This window comes from Micromonospora arborensis, assembly GCF_003205615.1.
Lineage (GTDB): Bacteria > Actinomycetota > Actinomycetes > Mycobacteriales > Micromonosporaceae > Micromonospora > Micromonospora arborensis.
Genome location: NZ_PYBV01000019.1, coordinates 75,119 through 91,836 on the forward strand (window position 1 = coordinate 75,119; position 16,718 = coordinate 91,836).

The 16,718-nt window shown below is 68.3% G+C and carries 15 protein-coding genes, 1 tRNA gene and 2 pseudogenes; 12 read left to right on the forward strand and 6 right to left on the reverse strand.

Annotated features, from left to right (window positions below; translation table 11 throughout):
* The first annotated feature begins 81 nt into the window (after positions 1-81).
* The 3 genes from C7C45_RS16345 (at position 82) to C7C45_RS16355 (ending at position 2,138) form a co-directional block, all read left to right on the forward strand.
* Positions 82-681, forward strand: coding sequence for a ClpP family protease (locus tag C7C45_RS16345; protein ID WP_110564519.1), 600 nt, complete (start codon positions 82-84; stop codon positions 679-681).
* A gap of 85 nt (positions 682-766) precedes the next feature.
* The gene (locus tag C7C45_RS16350) at positions 767-1,537 is read left to right on the forward strand and encodes a hypothetical protein (RefSeq protein ID WP_110564520.1); all 771 of its coding nucleotides are present in this window, start codon (positions 767-769) and stop codon (positions 1,535-1,537) included.
* 250 nt (positions 1,538-1,787) lie between these two features.
* Entirely contained in the window at positions 1,788-2,138 is a 351-nt protein-coding gene (locus C7C45_RS16355; RefSeq protein ID WP_110564521.1) for a DoxX family protein, read from the forward strand.
* 93 nt (positions 2,139-2,231) lie between these two features.
* Here C7C45_RS16355 and C7C45_RS16360 read toward each other — a convergent pair whose 3' ends face one another.
* Positions 2,232-2,672: a MarR family winged helix-turn-helix transcriptional regulator gene (locus C7C45_RS16360; protein WP_110564522.1), complete on the reverse strand. Its 441-nt coding sequence runs from the start codon at positions 2,670-2,672 to the stop codon at positions 2,232-2,234.
* An 81-nt stretch (positions 2,673-2,753) separates the two neighbouring features.
* Between C7C45_RS16360 and C7C45_RS16365 the strand changes: the two genes are divergently transcribed.
* On the forward strand, positions 2,754-3,689 hold the full coding sequence (locus C7C45_RS16365; RefSeq protein WP_110564672.1) for a quinone oxidoreductase family protein: 936 nt from the start codon (positions 2,754-2,756) through the stop codon (positions 3,687-3,689).
* A gap of 82 nt (positions 3,690-3,771) precedes the next feature.
* On the opposite strand, the gene C7C45_RS16370 is transcribed toward C7C45_RS16365, so the two are convergent.
* Positions 3,772-3,844: transfer RNA gene (locus tag C7C45_RS16370), tRNA-Arg, on the reverse strand.
* A gap of 855 nt (positions 3,845-4,699) precedes the next feature.
* Between C7C45_RS16370 and C7C45_RS16375 the strand changes: the two genes are divergently transcribed.
* The 5 genes from C7C45_RS16375 to C7C45_RS16395 all read left to right on the forward strand — a co-directional run bounded on the left by C7C45_RS16375 (position 4,700) and on the right by C7C45_RS16395 (position 10,654).
* Positions 4,700-5,134, forward strand: coding sequence for a VOC family protein (locus C7C45_RS16375; protein WP_110564523.1), 435 nt, complete (start codon positions 4,700-4,702; stop codon positions 5,132-5,134).
* 299 nt (positions 5,135-5,433) lie between these two features.
* Positions 5,434-5,628 carry a hypothetical protein gene (locus C7C45_RS16380; protein WP_110564524.1) on the forward strand — a complete coding sequence of 65 codons (195 nt, stop codon included), beginning with the start codon at positions 5,434-5,436 and terminating at the stop codon, positions 5,626-5,628.
* Positions 5,595-8,333, forward strand: coding sequence for a helix-turn-helix transcriptional regulator (locus C7C45_RS16385; RefSeq protein ID WP_244200407.1), 2,739 nt, complete (start codon positions 5,595-5,597; stop codon positions 8,331-8,333). The genes C7C45_RS16380 and C7C45_RS16385 overlap by 34 nt, the downstream gene beginning before the upstream one ends.
* 288 nt (positions 8,334-8,621) lie before the next feature.
* Complete coding sequence (locus C7C45_RS16390; protein ID WP_244200408.1) at positions 8,622-9,170, forward strand: hypothetical protein; 549 nt, start codon at positions 8,622-8,624, stop codon at positions 9,168-9,170.
* 221 nt (positions 9,171-9,391) lie between these two features.
* Positions 9,392-10,654, forward strand: a complete 1,263-nt coding sequence (locus C7C45_RS16395) for an ATP-binding protein (RefSeq protein WP_110564526.1) — start codon at positions 9,392-9,394, stop codon at positions 10,652-10,654.
* Positions 10,655-11,057: 403 nt separating this feature from the next.
* Here C7C45_RS16395 and C7C45_RS16400 read toward each other — a convergent pair whose 3' ends face one another.
* The gene (locus tag C7C45_RS16400) at positions 11,058-12,248 is read right to left on the reverse strand and encodes an IS110 family RNA-guided transposase (protein WP_110564527.1); all 1,191 of its coding nucleotides are present in this window, start codon (positions 12,246-12,248) and stop codon (positions 11,058-11,060) included.
* Between the two features lie 428 nt (positions 12,249-12,676).
* On the opposite strand from C7C45_RS16400, the gene C7C45_RS34450 reads away from it, so the two are divergent.
* On the forward strand, positions 12,677-13,237 hold the full coding sequence (locus tag C7C45_RS34450) for a hypothetical protein (RefSeq protein WP_208641184.1): 561 nt from the start codon (positions 12,677-12,679) through the stop codon (positions 13,235-13,237).
* A 46-nt stretch (positions 13,238-13,283) separates the two neighbouring features.
* Here C7C45_RS34450 and C7C45_RS33630 read toward each other — a convergent pair whose 3' ends face one another.
* Both C7C45_RS33630 and C7C45_RS16425 read right to left on the reverse strand, forming a co-directional pair.
* Entirely contained in the window at positions 13,284-14,075 is a 792-nt protein-coding gene (locus C7C45_RS33630) for a hypothetical protein (RefSeq protein WP_146247334.1), read from the reverse strand.
* Positions 14,072-14,701 (reverse strand): RNA polymerase sigma factor, encoded by a 630-nt coding sequence (locus C7C45_RS16425; protein WP_244200409.1) that lies wholly within the window; start codon positions 14,699-14,701, stop codon positions 14,072-14,074. The genes C7C45_RS33630 and C7C45_RS16425 overlap by 4 nt, the downstream gene beginning before the upstream one ends.
* A 462-nt stretch (positions 14,702-15,163) precedes the next feature.
* Here C7C45_RS16425 and C7C45_RS16430 point away from each other — a divergent pair, with 462 nt between their 5' ends.
* Both C7C45_RS16430 and C7C45_RS35705 read left to right on the forward strand, forming a co-directional pair.
* Complete coding sequence (locus C7C45_RS16430; RefSeq protein ID WP_110564529.1) at positions 15,164-15,730, forward strand: hypothetical protein; 567 nt, start codon at positions 15,164-15,166, stop codon at positions 15,728-15,730.
* Between the two features lie 2 nt (positions 15,731-15,732).
* Positions 15,733-16,406 (forward strand): annotated as a pseudogene (locus C7C45_RS35705) (nucleotidyl transferase AbiEii/AbiGii toxin family protein).
* 84 nt (positions 16,407-16,490) lie between these two features.
* Here C7C45_RS35705 and C7C45_RS35710 read toward each other — a convergent pair.
* Positions 16,491-16,631 (reverse strand): annotated as a pseudogene (locus tag C7C45_RS35710) (transposase); the annotation flags it as partial.
* Positions 16,632-16,718: the final 87 nt, after the last annotated feature.

Sequence of the window (16,718 nt, forward strand, 5' to 3'; positions counted from 1 at the left end):
CACCGCCGTTGCACGCACGCTGGAGGGGCCGGTCCACCGGGCGGTCCCACCGCCCGCCGGCGTGATGGAAGGCGGCGGCACATGATCGGGTACGACGTGCGGATGCTGGTCGACGGGCAGCCGTCCTTCGGCGACCAGGTGTTCGAGCGGCTGTTGCGGGAGCGGATCATCTTTCTCGGCACCGAGGTGACGGAGGAGTCGGCCAACCAGATCTGCGCGCAGATTCTGCTGCTCGCCGCCGAGGACGCCGACCGGGACATCTTTCTCTACATCAACTCGCCGGGCGGGTCGGTGAGCGCGGGGATGGCGGTCTACGACACGATGCGTTACGTCCGCAACGACGTGGCGACGTTGGCGCTCGGGTTCGCCGGCTCGATGGGGCAGTTCCTGCTCTGTGCCGGCGCGGCCGGCAAGCGGTACGCGTTGCCGCATTCGCGGATCATGATGCATCAGCCGTCCGGTGGGATAGGCGGAACCGTCGCCGACATCACCATCCAGGCAGAGAACATGTTGCACGTGAAGCGGACGATGCAGGAGCTGATCGCCCAGCACAGTGGACGGACCCTCGACGAGATCCAGCAGGACTGGGACCGGGATCGCTGGTTCACCGCCGAGCAGGCTCGGGAGTACGGCCTGATCGATGAGGTGCTCACCCGAGCCGAACAGCTACCGTCGACCTGAAGCGGATGGCCGCCCGGCCCAGTCCTCTGTGGCAGTACCACCACTGGCGGAAATTCGGTGGCGGTCGCCTATTAGGGTCGCGTCTATGCGCCGACTGATCCCTACCCTATCGATCGCCCTCGCCGTCGCCCTCGTCAGTGGCTGCGGCACCAACTCCGACGACAAGGGGGCGTCCGCTCCCTCCGCCGCCGCCCCGGCAACGTCCAAACTTGAGCCGGTCGCCGCCGTCAAGCAGGGCATGGACCGCAGCCTCGCTGGCCAGCTCGCCATGGAGGCCTCCGTCAAGGCCGGCACCCAGTCGATCACCCTCAACGGAAAGATGGACCCTGCGGCCCGCATGTTCCACATCACCGGCAAGGCCCCGGAACCGCTGGAGGCGCGGCTGATCGGCGACGCCGCCTACCTCAAGTCGGAATCGCTCGAGGGTAAGAAGCCGTGGATGAAGCTCGACCTCACCAAGCTCAAGCCGAACAGCGCGCTGCGCCAGTCCTTCGACATGAAGGCGCAGACCGGCATCATCGGCGGCATCGTGTCCGCCCAGGAGGTGGGTGAGGGCCGTTACACCGGCGTCGCCGACCTGGGGAAGGCCGCCGAGGCCGCCAGCACCGACGCCGGAATGCGGGATGGGCTCGAGTCGTCCGCCAAGCTGGCGAAGGACCCGACGGCCATCCCGTTCGAAGCGACTCTCGACGCCGAGGGGCACCTCACCGCGCTCTCCTACACGGTTGCCACGAAGTCGATCGGTGACCTCGTCACCGAGATGCACATGAGCGATTTCGGCAAGCCGGTCACGGTGGAAGCACCGCCCGCCAGCGAGACCGAGGCGGCCTCCGCGGAGATGTACAAGTACTTCTGACGCACCGGCACGTCCGGGGCGTCGCCCGTCGAGCGTGGGCTGCGGTTCTCCGTGGCCCACGCTCTGGTTTTGTCTTCGGTGCGGCTTGGTTTCGGTGCGGCTCGGTTTCGGTGCGGCTTGGTTCGGTGCGGCTTGGTTCGGTGCGGCTTGGTTCGGTGCGCGGCGAGACAGTGCCGCAGGTCACAGCAGCGCAGGCAACATTCCGCAGCGCCACCCCGTCCTTGAGGCAGACAGCCACCAAGGAGGGCACATGTTCGCCGCATACGTCACGGTCACCATCCTCGCCTCGGTCTTCACCGGCATCGCCGCCGTCACCTACCTGATCGGCCACGACTACCCGAAGGCCCAGGCGGACATGAAGCGGATACCGCGGTCGTGGGTGCCGTGGCTGGGCATGGTGCTGGCGGCTGGCTCTCTGGGGCTGCTGACCGGGTTCGCCGTGCCGCTGTTGGGGACGCTCGCCGCCGCTGGCCTGGTGCTCTACTTCGTCGGCGCGCTCATCGCACACCTGCGGGTGGGTTCCCGCCAGCTCGTGGGGTGGGCGGTGTTCTTCTCCACCGTGGTGGCCGCGCTGGCGGTGAACCTGGGCTACCACTGGTGACCCGTTCGCACATCGGTCATGGAGATCGGTGATCCTGGGTAGTCTGCCCCCTACCGAGAAGATCAGCGGGGTGCTCGCACCTCTTCGAGTTGGTTACTTCGGCGAGACCATGCGGGCCAGGAGGGTGACGAGTTGCTCGCGCTCTGCCGGCGTGAGGGCGGCCGTCAGCTCGTCGTTGGCCTCATCGCCGAGTCGCTCGGTGCGGCGCAGGCGTCGCCGCCCGGCGGCTGACATGGAGATGGCGTTCTTTCGCCGATCTTCTGGGTCCGGCGAGCGTATGACCAGGCCCTCGGCGAGCAGGTCGCGAACGAGCGCAGCCATGTCCTTGGGGTCGACGTTGAGAGCCCGGCCAAGATCCGCCTGGGACACCGGGCCCAGTTCGGCGACGGTGGACAGGACCGCATGATGCATCATCCGCATACCTTCGCGGGCCAGGGACTCTGCGACGAGGCGGTGCCCGCGAGCCGCAGCGCGGCCGAGAAGCCAGCTCGGTAAGGCGCGGATCCGGGCGGGAGCGTACGGAACCTCGTCCATCCGTGCAGCGTACCAAAGTCATTGGGGTATCCCAACGAGTCTGCGATATGGTGGGGATATCCCAACGACATGGAGGTGCCCGTGCGCCGGATCCGCTATTACGAGTACGGCAGCCCGGCGGTCCTTCGCCTCGAGGAGGCCACGCCCCCAGAGCCCGGGCCAGGCGAACTGCTGGTGCGCACCGAAGCGATCGGCGTGACCCTGCCGTCCGTACGGAAAGTTCGGGGCGAGGGCGGCCGCGCACCGCTACCCGGAGTCCTCGGCGGGGAGATCGCCGGCGAGGTGATTGCCGTCGGTCCAGGGGTGTCATCGTTCGCGGCAGGGGACCGCGTAACCTCCCTGACCTTCACCGGTTCGTATGCCGACCTGGTCCTCGCGCCCGACTTCATGGCGAGCCGGATACCCGACGGTGCCAGCTGCACACAAGCCGTCGCACTGGTCCGCAGCGGGCACGTCGCCCTTGCCGCCCTCGCCACCGCCCGGCCGACCGCAACCGAGTCCGTGCTGATCACGGGTGCGGCGAGCGGCGTCGGACATCTCGCGGTCCAACTGGCGAAAATCCACGGCATCAAACGGGTCGTGGCCGCCGTCAGCTCGCCCGGCAAGGCAGACTTCCTACGCGGGCTCGGGGCGGATGAAGTCGTCACCTACGACAACAAACACTGGGGAGAACCGGTCGATGTGGTGCTCGACGGGGTCGGCGGCGACCTGCTGCCGCGCGCCTTGGCAGCACTGCGACCGGGCGGGCGGTTGATCTTCTTCAACTCGGGCGGTGGCACGGTGCCCGCCTTCGACCTGCTCGCCGGCTCGAAGACCATCACCGGCCTGACGATGGCCCGATTCGCCAACACCGAGCCGAAGCTCTACGAGCAGCACCACCAGCAACTGTGGCAACTCCACCAGTCACGACAGTTGCGCCCCGTGGTGCACGCCGAGATTCCGCTGACCGATGCCGCGTCGGCGCACGAGATCATCGAAGCTCGCGTCAATCTCGGCAAGGTCGTCCTACGCCCCTGAGCGACGGTCTCTACTGACAGGTCGACCGATCGAGGCGGACGTTTTTCCGCAGGTCAAGAAGCATTTCCGCTGATCTTCGAGGTGCCCCCGGCAGGATTCGAACCTGCGACACACGGTTTAGGAAACCGATGCTCTATCCCCTGAGCTACGGGGGCGCGAGGGCACAGTCTAGCGACTTGGGCGTTCACCTGGGGTGGCAGGGAGTGGCCCGCGTTCACCCACGTCACCCGGACCGCCGTTCGCGCAGCCCAGGACCACACCTCGAGCACACGAGCCCCGGTTTGCGACCGGCGGTCGGCCGCGGTGACCCGCGTTGGCACCGGTTCGCCCGGGTTGGCATCCGCTGGAGAGCACACATCGAGCACGTCATCAAAGATCAACAACGTAGCGTCCATACAGCGCCTTCGTCGTCGCCGCCAGGGGGCCATGGGGCGCTCACCCCGGGGCGCTCGGACTCCGCCGTGATGCCGACTACGACGTTCCCCACCGGGCGTCCGCTCATGACGATGACAGTGCACCCGATCATGTGCTGGTAAACATGCCCCGGAGGACCGTGAGTACGACTGGGACGGCCCGGTTGGTCAAAACACCGGCGTGACCCGCCCCAGGCAGCAGGACATTGACGGAGTGACTTATGCCTTCAGCGACGTACGATGGTGTGAGCCGTTCGGCGATGGGCTAACGATGCTCGGCTCGATGGCGCACAGGGATCGATTGCTGCTACGGGCCATCGCGCGGCACGCTTCACACCTGGCCAGCGGACAGCACGTCGATCTGCCCGGTCTGGCGGCGACGATGCGGCAGCGGCTGGCGGCGGGTGAAGGCTTGGACGCCCTGCTCCCCGAGGCCTTCAACGCAATGTGCGAGGCGTACCGCCGTACGACAGGCCATGGGCCCGGGGCCCGGGCAGGTGCTCATCCTCGCGGGTCTGGCGCTTCATCGGGGCGCGGTGGCGCAGCTAGCCTCGGGCCCGTGGAGACGACGAAAGACCCCGCCTCTATGGTGGGCCGATGGCATCGGTCAAACAGATCCAAGTCACCTTCGACTGCGCAGATCCTGAGCGCGTCGCTCGCTTCTGGTGCGAGGTGTTGGGGTACGTCGTACCGCCGCCACCGGAGGGGTTTGCTAGTTGGGGCGATTTCAATCGCACGCTGCCGCCTGAGCGTCAGGGTTCAGCGTTCGCCTGCAGTGATCCCTCAGGTGTGGGTCCGCGACTGTACTTCCAGCGCGTTCCCGAAGGCAAGGTCGTCAAGAATCGGGTGCATCTTGACGTGCGGGTCGGCACCGGGCTCGTGGGTGAGGAGCGCCTGGCCGCACTTGAGGCCGAATGCGCACGACTGGTCGCGCTCGGCGCGGTACGCGGGCGACTACTGCGCGCCGATGGCGACAACGAGTCGTGCCTCGGGATGCAGGACATCGAGGGCAACGAGTTCTGTCTCGCCTGAGTGGCCGCGAACGTGGCACCTTCGCGAGTCGACTGATGCAGTTCACCACCGCGAGGGTCGCCGTCCCGCAGCGCGCCAACGGTCCTGATCCAGAACCACCCCTCGCCCCCGATGCCCCCCGCATCCGGTGACCTCTACTGGTGGACGCCCTTGAAGATTGCAGGCACTAGGTATGCCTAGGCGGCCCGCGCACTCCGCTAAACCCCGCTGAGCAGTGAAGATAGGTAAGCGCTGCCCGATGTGGCAGCACTCTTGTCAACCGAAGATTGATCCATCAGCGGTTGACAAGGAGACAAGCCATGTTGATAGACCCGGGCACGATGCTGGCTCTGGCGAACGATCGTCGCCGCGAGTTGATCGCCGAGGCCGACAGGGAGCGCCTACTCACCAGCGCCCGCCGGGCCCGCCTGGCCCGTAACGCCCTGGCCGTCCGTGGACAGCCCGACGGTACCCTCACGTCGTGCGAACCATCCGCGGCGGTGCCAGCCCAATGATGATCGGGCGGGAAAGCGAGCTGCGCCGGTTGGCGCAGCTCGCTTCGGCGCGTGAGCCGGCGGTTGCGCTCATCGCGGGCGAGCCGGGCATCGGAAAGACCCGGCTGGTGCACGAGCTGCTGACAACCGTGTCGGCGGAGACCGTAGTGCTGGTCGGCCAGGCGGAACCCGGCTCGCTGTCTCGGCCGTACGAGGTGCTCCTGGACGCTATCGACGGCCGTCCAGAGAGCGACGAGGAGCAGCTTGCGGCCCTCGCGGACTCGCGGCGCAGCCCGGTCGAGCGCCTGCACACCGGCCTCGCCATCCTGGCCGACCTGATCGGCGACTCCCCCGCGGTCATCGTCTTCGAGGACCTACATTGGGCCGACTCGGAGAGCGCGGCGCTGTTCGAGCGGATCGCCGACCAGCGCGGGCCGCGGCTGCTCATCGGAACGTACCGGCCGGACGAGGTGACCCGCCGCCAACCGGTGGCTGGCCTGCTGGCCCGGATGGAACGCCGGCACACCGTCACCCACGTACGTCTGGATCGCCTCATCCCCTCGCAGACCGCGGCGTTGCTGGCGGCGGCCACCGGCGCTCCGGCGCCGCTGCGCGCCGTGGCGGCACTGCACCACCGCACTGGCGGCAACCCGTTCTTCCTGGAGGAGTTGCTGCGCGCGCTGCCCGGGTACGACGTGGAGGCGCTGGTCGAGCAGCCGCTGCCGTGGAGCCTCGCCGAGGTGTTACGCCGCCAGGTCGACGACCTCGACCCGGTCAGCCACCGCGTCGTCGAGGCGGCTACCGTGCTCGGCCACCGCATCCCGTTCGACTTGCTCGCCGACGTGACCGGTGTGGGCGAGGACGAGCTCATCGCCGTGTTGCGCGACCTGGTCACCCGGGGCGTGCTGGTCGAGTCCGGCGATGACGAGTTCGCGTTCCGGCACGCGCTGGTGCGCGAGGCGATTGCCGACCAGATGCTCGGCCGGCAGCGGCGCCGGCTGCACGAGACAGCACTCGACGTACTCCTGAAAGGTGGTGCCTCCGACCCAGCCATGGTGGCGCACCACGCCCGCGGCGCCGGCCGGTACGACGACATGATCGCCGCGGCCCGCCGCGGCACTGCGCTCTACCTCTCCATCGGCTCCGCCTACCAGGCCCTGCAGCTGGCGGAGATGGGCCTCGACGAGGTGCCCGACGACACCGGCCTGCTTGCCGGCGCCGCCCGGGCGACGTGGCTGGCCGGCCTGCTGGATGACGCCCTGCGGTACGGCCGGCGCTGGCGTGACGTCGCCTGCACCACGACCGACCGGGCTGAGTCGCTGTACCTCCTGGTCCGCATCGCGTGGGAGTCCCGTGAGACCGACGAGATGCGCGCCCTGACGCACGACATCGGGACCCTGATCGCGCAGCTTCCCCCCGGCGCCGACCAGGCGCGGGCGATGACCGCGATCGCGCAGTCGGCGTACCTGCGCGACGACCTCGACGCGGCACTGCTCTGGTCCGACCGCGCGCTGGCGCTGGCGGACGAATTCGACCTGCCGGCCGTCCGCCTGGCGGCGCTGATCGAGAAGGGCTCGACGCTCACTGAGCGCCCGCAGACCGCCGCCGCCGGCCGCAAGATCCTGTCCGCACTCGTTGACGAGGCCGAAAAGGCGGGCGAGTGGGTGCTGGCCGCCCGTGCCCTCAACGACCTGGTACACGGCGAGCCATCCACCTCGCCGGCCGAGCACGCCGAGACACTGGAACGGATGCGGGTCAACGCCGAGCGAGCCGGCTTCGAGTCACTCGCGGTGGCCACGTACTTCCAGGGCCGAGCCCGGCTCGCGGTGCGGGCCGGCGACCTGCGCGCCGCGATCGCGGCGCTGGAGGAGGGTCGCGAACAGGACCGCAGCTACCGGCGCCGGGGCCGCTGGGCCGACTACCACGGGGTCTTCCTCGCCGGGCTCTATCTGGAGGTCGGCGAGCTGGACCAGGTCGAGCAGCTCGTCACCGACCTGGCAGCGCTGCCCGACAACTGGCCGGCGACGATTCCCGGCCTCGCGTTCCACCTCGCCTGCCGTCGCGGCGACCTTTCGCGTGCCGAAGCGAGCCTGGAGGAACTCATCGCGGCCTTACTCGAGCAGCCGTGGCGCAGCGATGAACAGGCCCACGACCTGATCTCTGCCGCGCTTCATATCGGCTTGCCGGCGCACCGGCTCGACCAGATGGCCACCGCGCTACTCGACGCCGACGTCTGGGACGCCTACCGGACACTCGTTGACGCCCAACTCGCGGAGGCGCGCAGCCAGTACGCCGAGGCACTGGCCGGCTACCTGTCCATCGCCGAGGCCCACATCCTGGGGCCGGCGACCCGCGGCACCGTACGCGTCGGCGCCGCCCGCTGTCTGCTCGCAAACGACCGGCGCGAGGAGGCCACCGCGCAGGTGGAGGCGGCCGCACCCCTGCTGGCCGAGTGGCGTGGCTGGCGGGTGGCCCAGCTCGCCCAGGTCCGCGCTCAGCTGGGTATGGCGCCGGTCGACGCGGCGCCTGCGGTAACCGGCCCGACCGCCCTAACCCCCCGCGAGCGGGAAGTGGCAGTACTGATCAGCGACGGGCTGACCAACACCGAGCTGGCCCGACGCCTGTACATCTCACCGAAAACCGCCGCCGTTCACGTCTCGAACATCCTGCGGAAGCTGGGCGTCTCGTCCCGGACCGAGGTGGGCCACCTCGTCGGGCAGCACTGACCGCCACCGCCAGCGCAGCCCTCCGCGAAGCTCAACCACCGCCGGCGGTGGCGTTTCCGGCTCGGCGCCTCGGGTCGCCGGCCCTGCCCGGGTCCACCGCGCCGACGGCGCCCACGATGGCTTGATCCCATGCCCTCATCTGCCGCCGAGCGGGCGCCCCGTTCCGTGACGTCGCGGGGTGGGGCGGACGCCCGGCCGATGAGCGTATGTTGGGAGCAGCGAAGGGCGGATCGCCGTGATCCCGACACTGATGGCAATGACAGAGGCCAGAAGCGTGGCGAGATCGGCATGTTCTCCAGGGACCACATCCACAGTATCGAGTCCGGCCGGCCGGAGGTCGCGCTCATCGAGATAGGCCAGGCTCGCCGGACCCAGCACCTCAGCGACCGGCAGGACGGCGCGCAGCCGGTCAGAGTCGGTCACCACCTCGGCGCCGCCGCGTACGAGCACTCGGTCAATCGGATCGCCGCACAGTTCTGGCTCGGCCTCACCGCCACACCCGACCGACGCGACGGCCTCGGCCAACTCGTCACCTGGCAACTCGGACCCGTCCGCCACACCCTGACCGACGAGGAACAAGGCACCCTCGCGGCAGCGATGCACCCCGACGCCGGACCCCGTCGAACGCTGTTCACCCACGAGACCACATTCCAGCCCCGCGCCGCGCCCGGCAAGGACCTCGCCGAGGTTCACGACTACCACGACCCGGCCACACCCATCCTTGCCGCCTCACTCCCACGCCGCATGCCCGGATACCGGGCCCTCGGCTTCACCAGAACATGGGAGCGGCCCGCGTTCACCCACTTGCGGCGTAGCCGCGTCGCAGCAGGGCGGTGATTTGGTCTGCGCCGGCGCGCCGGACCGGGGCCGGAGCTTGCCAGCACGCGAGGACCCGTCATCCCGCCCGCAAGGTCGACCGCGCGTGCCCGCAGTGCTGGCACGACCGCCTCGGGTCCCGCAAATCGAACACAGAGCAACCGCATTCCGAACACGGATAGGCCCGCAAATCGAAAGCGAATCTTCGCGCAGATCGAAACCTTGTCAGCTATCATGGCGCCGTGCCCACACCGCACCTGATCCCCCGCCGCGCCGCCGCGCAGGTCAATGCCGCCCTGGCTGACACCCGCGTCGTGCTGATCAACGGAGCACGTCAAGCAGGCAAGAGCACCCTGGTACGCATCGTTGCCGGTGATCGGCGTGCCGAGCGCCGTGATCTCGACCGGGCGCAGGACCGGGCCGCGGCGCTCGCCGACCCGGTCGGCTTCGTGGACTCGCCCGAACTCCTGGTCATCGACGAGATCCAGCGCGCTCCAGAACTGTTGCTGGCCATCAAGGCAGCCGTCGATGAGGATCCCCGTCCCGGTCGGTACCTGCTCACCGGGTCATCACGGCTGTTCGGCATGGTGGCCGCCCCAGACGCGCTCCCCGGCCGAATGGAAACCGTCGAGCTCTGGCCCTTCTCCCAAGGCGAACTTGACGGAGCACCGGACAGATTCGTCGACGCCGTCTTCGCGCTCGGCCCCGACGTGCGACACGAGTCGGGCGTTACCCGCGCCGACTACGCGGCCAGGATCGTACGGGGCGGCCTGCCCGAGGCCACGACCCGCACCGACCCACGCCGCCGCCAACGGTTCCTCGACGCCTACGTCCAGGCGCTCATCGACCGCGATGTGCGGCAGTTGTCCGACATCCAGCACAAGGGCGAGTTACGCAAGCTGGTACGCCTACTCGCGGCCAGATCCGCAACCATCATCGCCGCCAACTCCCTCGAATCCGCCCTCGGACTGAGCCGGCCAACGATCGCACGTTACCTCCAGGCCCTGGAGGAGATCTTCCTGGTCAAGCGGATCCCCGGGTGGTCCCGCAACCTGGGCACCCGCGCCACCGCCGCTCCAAAACTGATCTTTGTCGACTCGGGCATTGCCGCCAACGAGATCGCGACCGACTCCCGGGCGCTGCTCCGGCCGGGCGCACCGTTCGGCCCACTGCTCGAATCATTTGTCCTGTCCGAACTGTCCCGCCAGCTCACCTGGTCCGAGCAGTTCGTCGACCTGTTTCACTACCGCGACCAGAGCAGGTACGAGGTCGACGCGGTGCTCGAGAACAGATCCGGCAACGTCGTCGGGATCGAAGTCAAAGCAGCCACAACCGTCGGACCCGAGGATTTCCGCGGGCTACGCCGACTCGCCGACCGCCTCGGCGACGACTTCATCGCCGGCATCGTCCTCTACACCGGAGCCTCCACGCTGCCGTTCGGCGACAGACTCCGCGCGCTGCCCGTCAGCGCCTTGTGGCAGGTTTCCGCCCCGACAGCAGACTGACCTTGCTCTTTCCGCAGGTCGCTTCGTCAGATGAGCGCTCACCGATCACGAGCGACCTGGCCTGCTGATCTTTAGCAATCGAGCACAGCAAGGTACCACCGCGACCGGAATTCAACAGAGGATATGAAGAAGCCGCAGGCAGGAAGCCTGCGGCAGTTGATCGAGCACCGTCTTAGGAAACCGATGCTCTATCCCCTGAGCTACGGGGGCGCGAGGGCCCAGTCTAGCGACCTGGGGTTCACCTGGCGTGGCAGGGAGTGGCCCACGTTCACCCACGTTCCCCGGACCGCCGTTCTCCCAGCCCAAGACCACAGCTCGAGTCTCCAGGTGACTCCGGTTGATCTTGGTGGGCAGGGTGGAGTGGCCGGCGGGACCTGGTCGCGTCGGCGGAGAGCGGTCCGGTTCAAGCTGCGGCGCGGACCGTGGGTGCGGGTCGGGTGAAGGTCTTGCGGTCGCGGATAAGTGCCCACAGGACGTCGACGCGTCGTCGGGCGAGGGCGAGTATGGCCTGGCGGTGGTTCTTTCCTTCGGCGCCTTTCCTCTCGTAATAGGCACGCGAGGTTGGGCATTCCCTGGCGGCGGTGAAAGCGGCCATCCACAGAATGTGCCGCAGCCTGCGGTGGTATCGGCGGGGCTGCCGATGGTTCCCGGACACAGTGCCGGAGTCGCGGGAAACGGGTGCCAGGCCGGCGTGGGCGGCGAGTTTCGCCGGGCTGTCGTACTCGGTCATGCCAGCGGTATGGACGAGCAGTTCCGCAGTCAGCAGGGGACCCATGCCTGGCAGGCTCCCGATGATCGGCGCCAGCGGGTGCTGGTCGAGCTGTTCGGCGATGAGGTCGTCGACGGCGGCGATGCGTTGTTCGATGGCGAGGATCTCGGTGGCCATCTGCCCGACGACCACGGCGGCGGCACGTTGGCCGGGCAGGTTTACGGTCTGCTGTCGTGCGGCGGTGACCATCGCCTCGGCGACTTGGACGGCGTTCTTGACGTGCCCGCGGCGGAGCAGGGCGGTGATCCGGTCGACGCCGGCGTGCCGGATCGCGGCCGGTGTCTGCCAGCACGCCAGGACCATCATCGGGGCTTTGCGGTTCAGGTCGACCGCGCGCTCCAGGGCGGGGCTGATCCCGGTGAGCAGTTCCTGCACCCGAAACAGGGTGGCGACGCGCTGCCCTACGAGGTCCGCGCGGTAGCCCGTCAAAACTGTCAGCTCGGCAAGCAGCCGGTCAGACGGTTCCAGAATCGGGATGTCGGGGCGCATGCGGATGGTCTGTGCGATGACCACCGCGTCGCGGGCATCGGTCTTGTTCTCCCCGGCGAACACGGCTGCCATGTGGAACGCGACGGTTCCGGAAACGTAGCGAACCTGGACCTGACGCCGCCAGAGCAGGGTCAGCAGCAGCGCCGACAGACCGGTGGTGACATCGACCGCCCAGCACACCGGGCGGCCGTGCGTCGACACCTCGGCCATGACAGTCAGGAGTGCGGTCTCTTCATTGGCGACCCGACGGGAGTCGACCAGCCGGCCGTCGCCATCAACGGCGGCGACATGGTGGTGGGCCTTGCCGATGTCCACGCCGATCCACAGCTTCGCCACCCTCGCGCTCCTTCACTTGGTCGGGTTTCTCGGTCGGCCCGTCGTCTGTGGATTCGGTTTGCCGGCACCTTCTTAGGAGGCGAACGCAGGTCGCAGATCTCCATCAGCGGTCTACCGAATCTCGCAGACGACGAATCGGCGGGTGGCATCTCCTACCGTGAGCCAAGCGATCTCGACGAAACACACGCAGCCATACCCACCGCTCCCGGGCATCAGGGGCTACGGCTTCCGGTGCCGCGCCCGCTCAACCCGGCCCGCCCGCGGAGCGAGATGTGGGTGGCACCTTGAGGCTCAGCCACGATCACGGCGGAACACACTTCAGCCATCCCCACCCTCGGCCCTGCGGGCGCGGCAACCCTGAGCCGGCCGCCGTTCCGCGACTAGCCTGATTACACGCCAACCGTCGCGGCAGCGGCTTGAATAGCGATGTGCAGGTCAACAGGGGCGGGCGGGACTGGCGCATCGGCGCCGCCGCCGACGTGGGCTGGATCGCCGGGCACACCACTGCCGGCGTCTCGATCACCACCGCCATCCCGCCGGTCTTCGACGCCTACGCCACCACGTACCAGGCTTACGACGTCACCGCCGCCGCCTACGAGCACGCCCTGGTCGAGGACCTCATCGCGCACACCCCAGAGCAGCCGTGGTGGCTGGCCTACCTCGACACCGGCGCCCACGACGTCGTCTTCCCCTACGCCCCGAGGGTGTTCCTCTACTGGAACTGGCCCTACGTGCTGGTTCAGGCCGGCCCCGAGCAAGCCCTCACCTGGCGCACCGGTGGGCACATCCGCCACCCGCACGGCGCGCTCCCCGACCTGTTCTTCCCCGCCGACCGGTCATGGCTGGTTTCCGCGCTCTGGGACGACACCTGGACCTGCATCGGCGGCCCGACACCCGTGATCCACGCCCTCGAACGCGACCCCGTTGCCAATGCCCGCCAGGTCCGACCCGACGAGGACGCGCTGCCAGCAGGACTGGTCCGCGAGTGACGACCGAACCAGGACCGAGCCGGTCCACAGGTTCGCGAACCTCTGGTTATTGGATCGGTAGCCGGACGATAGACGGGTCGACGAGCGTGACGCCGGTGGCAGTACGCACGTGCAGCTTGCTGCCGGCGAATTCGCCACGATCGCTGGGCCACCACACACCCCAGATGCCGTTCCTCAGCGTGGCGCTCACTCGAAGTCCATTCGCCAGTACCACGTCGACGCCAGTCACCGCGGCACCGCTCAGGCCGAACATCTGGAAGGCTTGAATGCCGCCCTCTGGCTGCTTCTGCAAAACGCCGCCGAGCACCAGCACGGCACTGTCTTGCGGCTTGGTGAACGGTTTGTCGGAGACGGTGGCCGCCATGAGGTTGAGCCCATTGCGCCCGTCGGCCTTCAGACCAGACAGAGCGATCAAGGGGTCCCTGGAGGTGCCGCTACCCATTGAGACATCGACGCAAAAGGTGAAACCGCCGCGTCGATCGACCAGCACCTCCCGTCGGGCGGCGGCCTCCGGGCGCGCCGGGACGCCTCCGACGCCCACTCCGCCGACGCCGAGGTCGCTGCATTTCGAAGCCCAGCCCTCGATGTCTTCATCCGAGGCGGTCAGTGGTGGAGCGGCCTGCGGGACGGGCGTCCAAGCGGCATAATTCTGCGGCGGCGGATCGGGGTCGACCGCGAGCGCGATGAAGCCGACTGCCGCGGTCAGGGCAGTGAGGCCACCGGCTATGGCGATACGCCGGTTCCGAATCGACACAGCCCCACGCGAGGCCTGAGCAACCAGCATTCGCCGAACGTCGCTCTGGCGCTGTGGGTCCAGGCGGGATCGCAGCTCAGTCATGGCATCTCCTGTCGCTGAGTCGGGGCGGCGACCGGGCAGGTCGCGGGATCGACGATGTTCAGTGAGCCTGTCTCGGCATTGAGCCGGGACCGGGCCCGCGACAACCGCGACCGGACGGTGCCCACTGGCACGCCGAGCGCCACTGCCGCCTCGGCATATGTGAGGCCCTGCCAGACACAGAGCAACAGCACGTCGCGGTCGGGCGGCCTCAGTCGCTCGAGGGCTGCCCGCAACCGGGCCAGATGTCGCTCGTCGTCGAGCCGGCCGGCGACCTCCTCGGCGTGGTCGGGCGTGGCGGGAGCGGGCGCCAGCCGTTCCAGCGCCCGTCGATGCCGCACCGCGGTCCGCCAGCGATGCTGAATCGTCCGGCGTGCGATCCCGTACAACCACGGCAGCGCGTTGCCATCGACGAGTTCGACCTCACCCCGCCGACGCCACGCCTCCAGGAACACGATGGAGACCAGATCGTCGGCTGCGTCGATCGAGCCGGTCCGGCGGGCACAGAATGCCCGGACCGCCCCGCCGTGCCGATCAAAGAGCACACCGAAGCACTCGGCCTCCCCTTGGCGTGCCCGCTGCCACAGCTCGCCGTCGTCGGCCCGGATCATGTCCGCCGTCTCGCTCACACTCTCTAATGACCGTCGCGCCTGTCAGGTTCCACTTCTGGTAGCCCTACATCTGAACCAGCGCCCAGCGTGCTCGCCACAGCCGGCTCAGGTTTTTGTGACCCCGACGAGCTGGCGTAGCGCGGTGAAAGATCGCAGAAGGGGCATCTAAACCGCCCGGCGCGCCCACTGATCAGGGCTTACGTTACTTTTGTTTGATCTTCTGCAAGCGAGCATCCGCAAGGCCCGAATGCGACAAGGGCAGAGATCGACTACTTCAGGCAATCACCCTACAGACACTGAAGAAGTCGGATGACCTGCTTCACTCGGTCCCGAGGCGGCGGTCCATCCCCACCAGACACACGTGCCACCCCCACCATGCATGCACCCGTGGGGGCTCGGGATTCGTAGCCTCATCACGACGGGCAAGAGGATGCCGCAAGAGGCCAAGCATGCTTGGCCAAGCGTAGTAGGCTGACGGTCATGGGTCGGTTCTCCGAGGACGAGCTGCACGCGGTTGTCTCCCGGTACGAGGCGACGCGGGCGCAGGCGTTGACCGAACGGGACGAGCAGCTGCGGGCGTTTCACGCGGCCGGCTGGCGGCCGGTGGATCTGCAGCGGGTCACCGGGTACAGCCGGGAGACGATCCGTCAGGCGCTACGACCGGAAGTCCGACGGGCGACCAACATCAGCCGGCGCAGGACACCACCCCAGCCGCCGGCGGACTACCGGCCCTACGGTGACCGGAAGCCCTACGTCGTGGCCGAAATCCTTACCGCGCTGCACGGCCCGACCGAAGGCACAGTGACACTTCCGCCTCATCTCGACTGGTCCGGGCACGCCGAGTACGACCTGAATCGGCCCGCACGCCTGGCCAGCATGTACAAGGTGGTGCTCACCGAAGCCAGCACGGCCGAGGACCTCAATGCCTGGCTCGACGCCGACCTCCTCCGGCGGCTCTGGCCCACCCTGTGGCTGCCACCCCAACTCCGGCAGCGCTGGGAGGAAGCCTTCCCCGAACTCGCCGCGACCCGCAGCGACGCGGCGTAGCGGTGGACCCCTTCCACGAACGCCTCGCCCGTAGCGGGCTCGGGGCGGCCGATCGGTACGGCTTCGCTCTGGCCGGCGGTTACGCGGTGCAGGCCGCCGGGCTTCTGGAGCAGCCCAGCGAGGACGTCGACCTGTTCACCGCCTGGGACCCGCCGCAAGGAGTTCACCGCCGCAGTCACCGCCGTCGTGCACGCCTACCGCGACGACGGACTGACCGTCGAGACCGAGCGGCAGTACGACACCTTCGCCCGGCTGGCTGTCACCGACGGCGTGCGGGTCTCCAAGGTCGAACTCGGCGTGGACTGGCGTGCCAACGAACCGATCCTCATGGCGATCGGACCGGTACTACACCCCGACGACGCGGTAGCGAACAAGATGAGCGCCCTCTACGGACGAGCGTTCGCCCGGGACTTCATCGACATCGACGCCACACTCCGATCCGGCCGCTACACCCGCGAAAACCTCCTCACCCTCGTGCAGCGCGCCGACCGCGGTTTCGACCGGCGCGTCTTCGCCGACGCCCTCGGACAAAGCCGCCCTGCTCGATCCTGAGGACTTCGCCCAGTACGGCGTCACCGGCCGAGCGCTGGACGATCTCCGCAACCGATTCGCCGAATGGCGCCGTGATCTGCTCAGCGAGGAGGAATCTGCTCGACCCGACGGCTCCGTCAGCTAGCGCTCCAGCTGATCTTCGGCAAGCGATCGCAGCAAGGCCGCAAAACGACCGGCACACAGCGCCCTCACCGCGAGTCTCGCGGTTCCTCTTCACCCAGTTAGCCAGGGTCCCGCTGTTGATCCCCAGGTCGCGGGCGACCTGAGCGATCGACTTGCCCGTCTCACGCACGATGCACACCGCGCCCGCCCGAAACTCCGGATCGAACTGGCGTCTCGTCTCAGCCATGAACCTCTATCCCTGAAGCTCTGGCCTCCACGCTACGAGGGGAAGGGCAGTCGAGGACGTGTTCAGGGTCTGCTCCGGCGGCCTCCA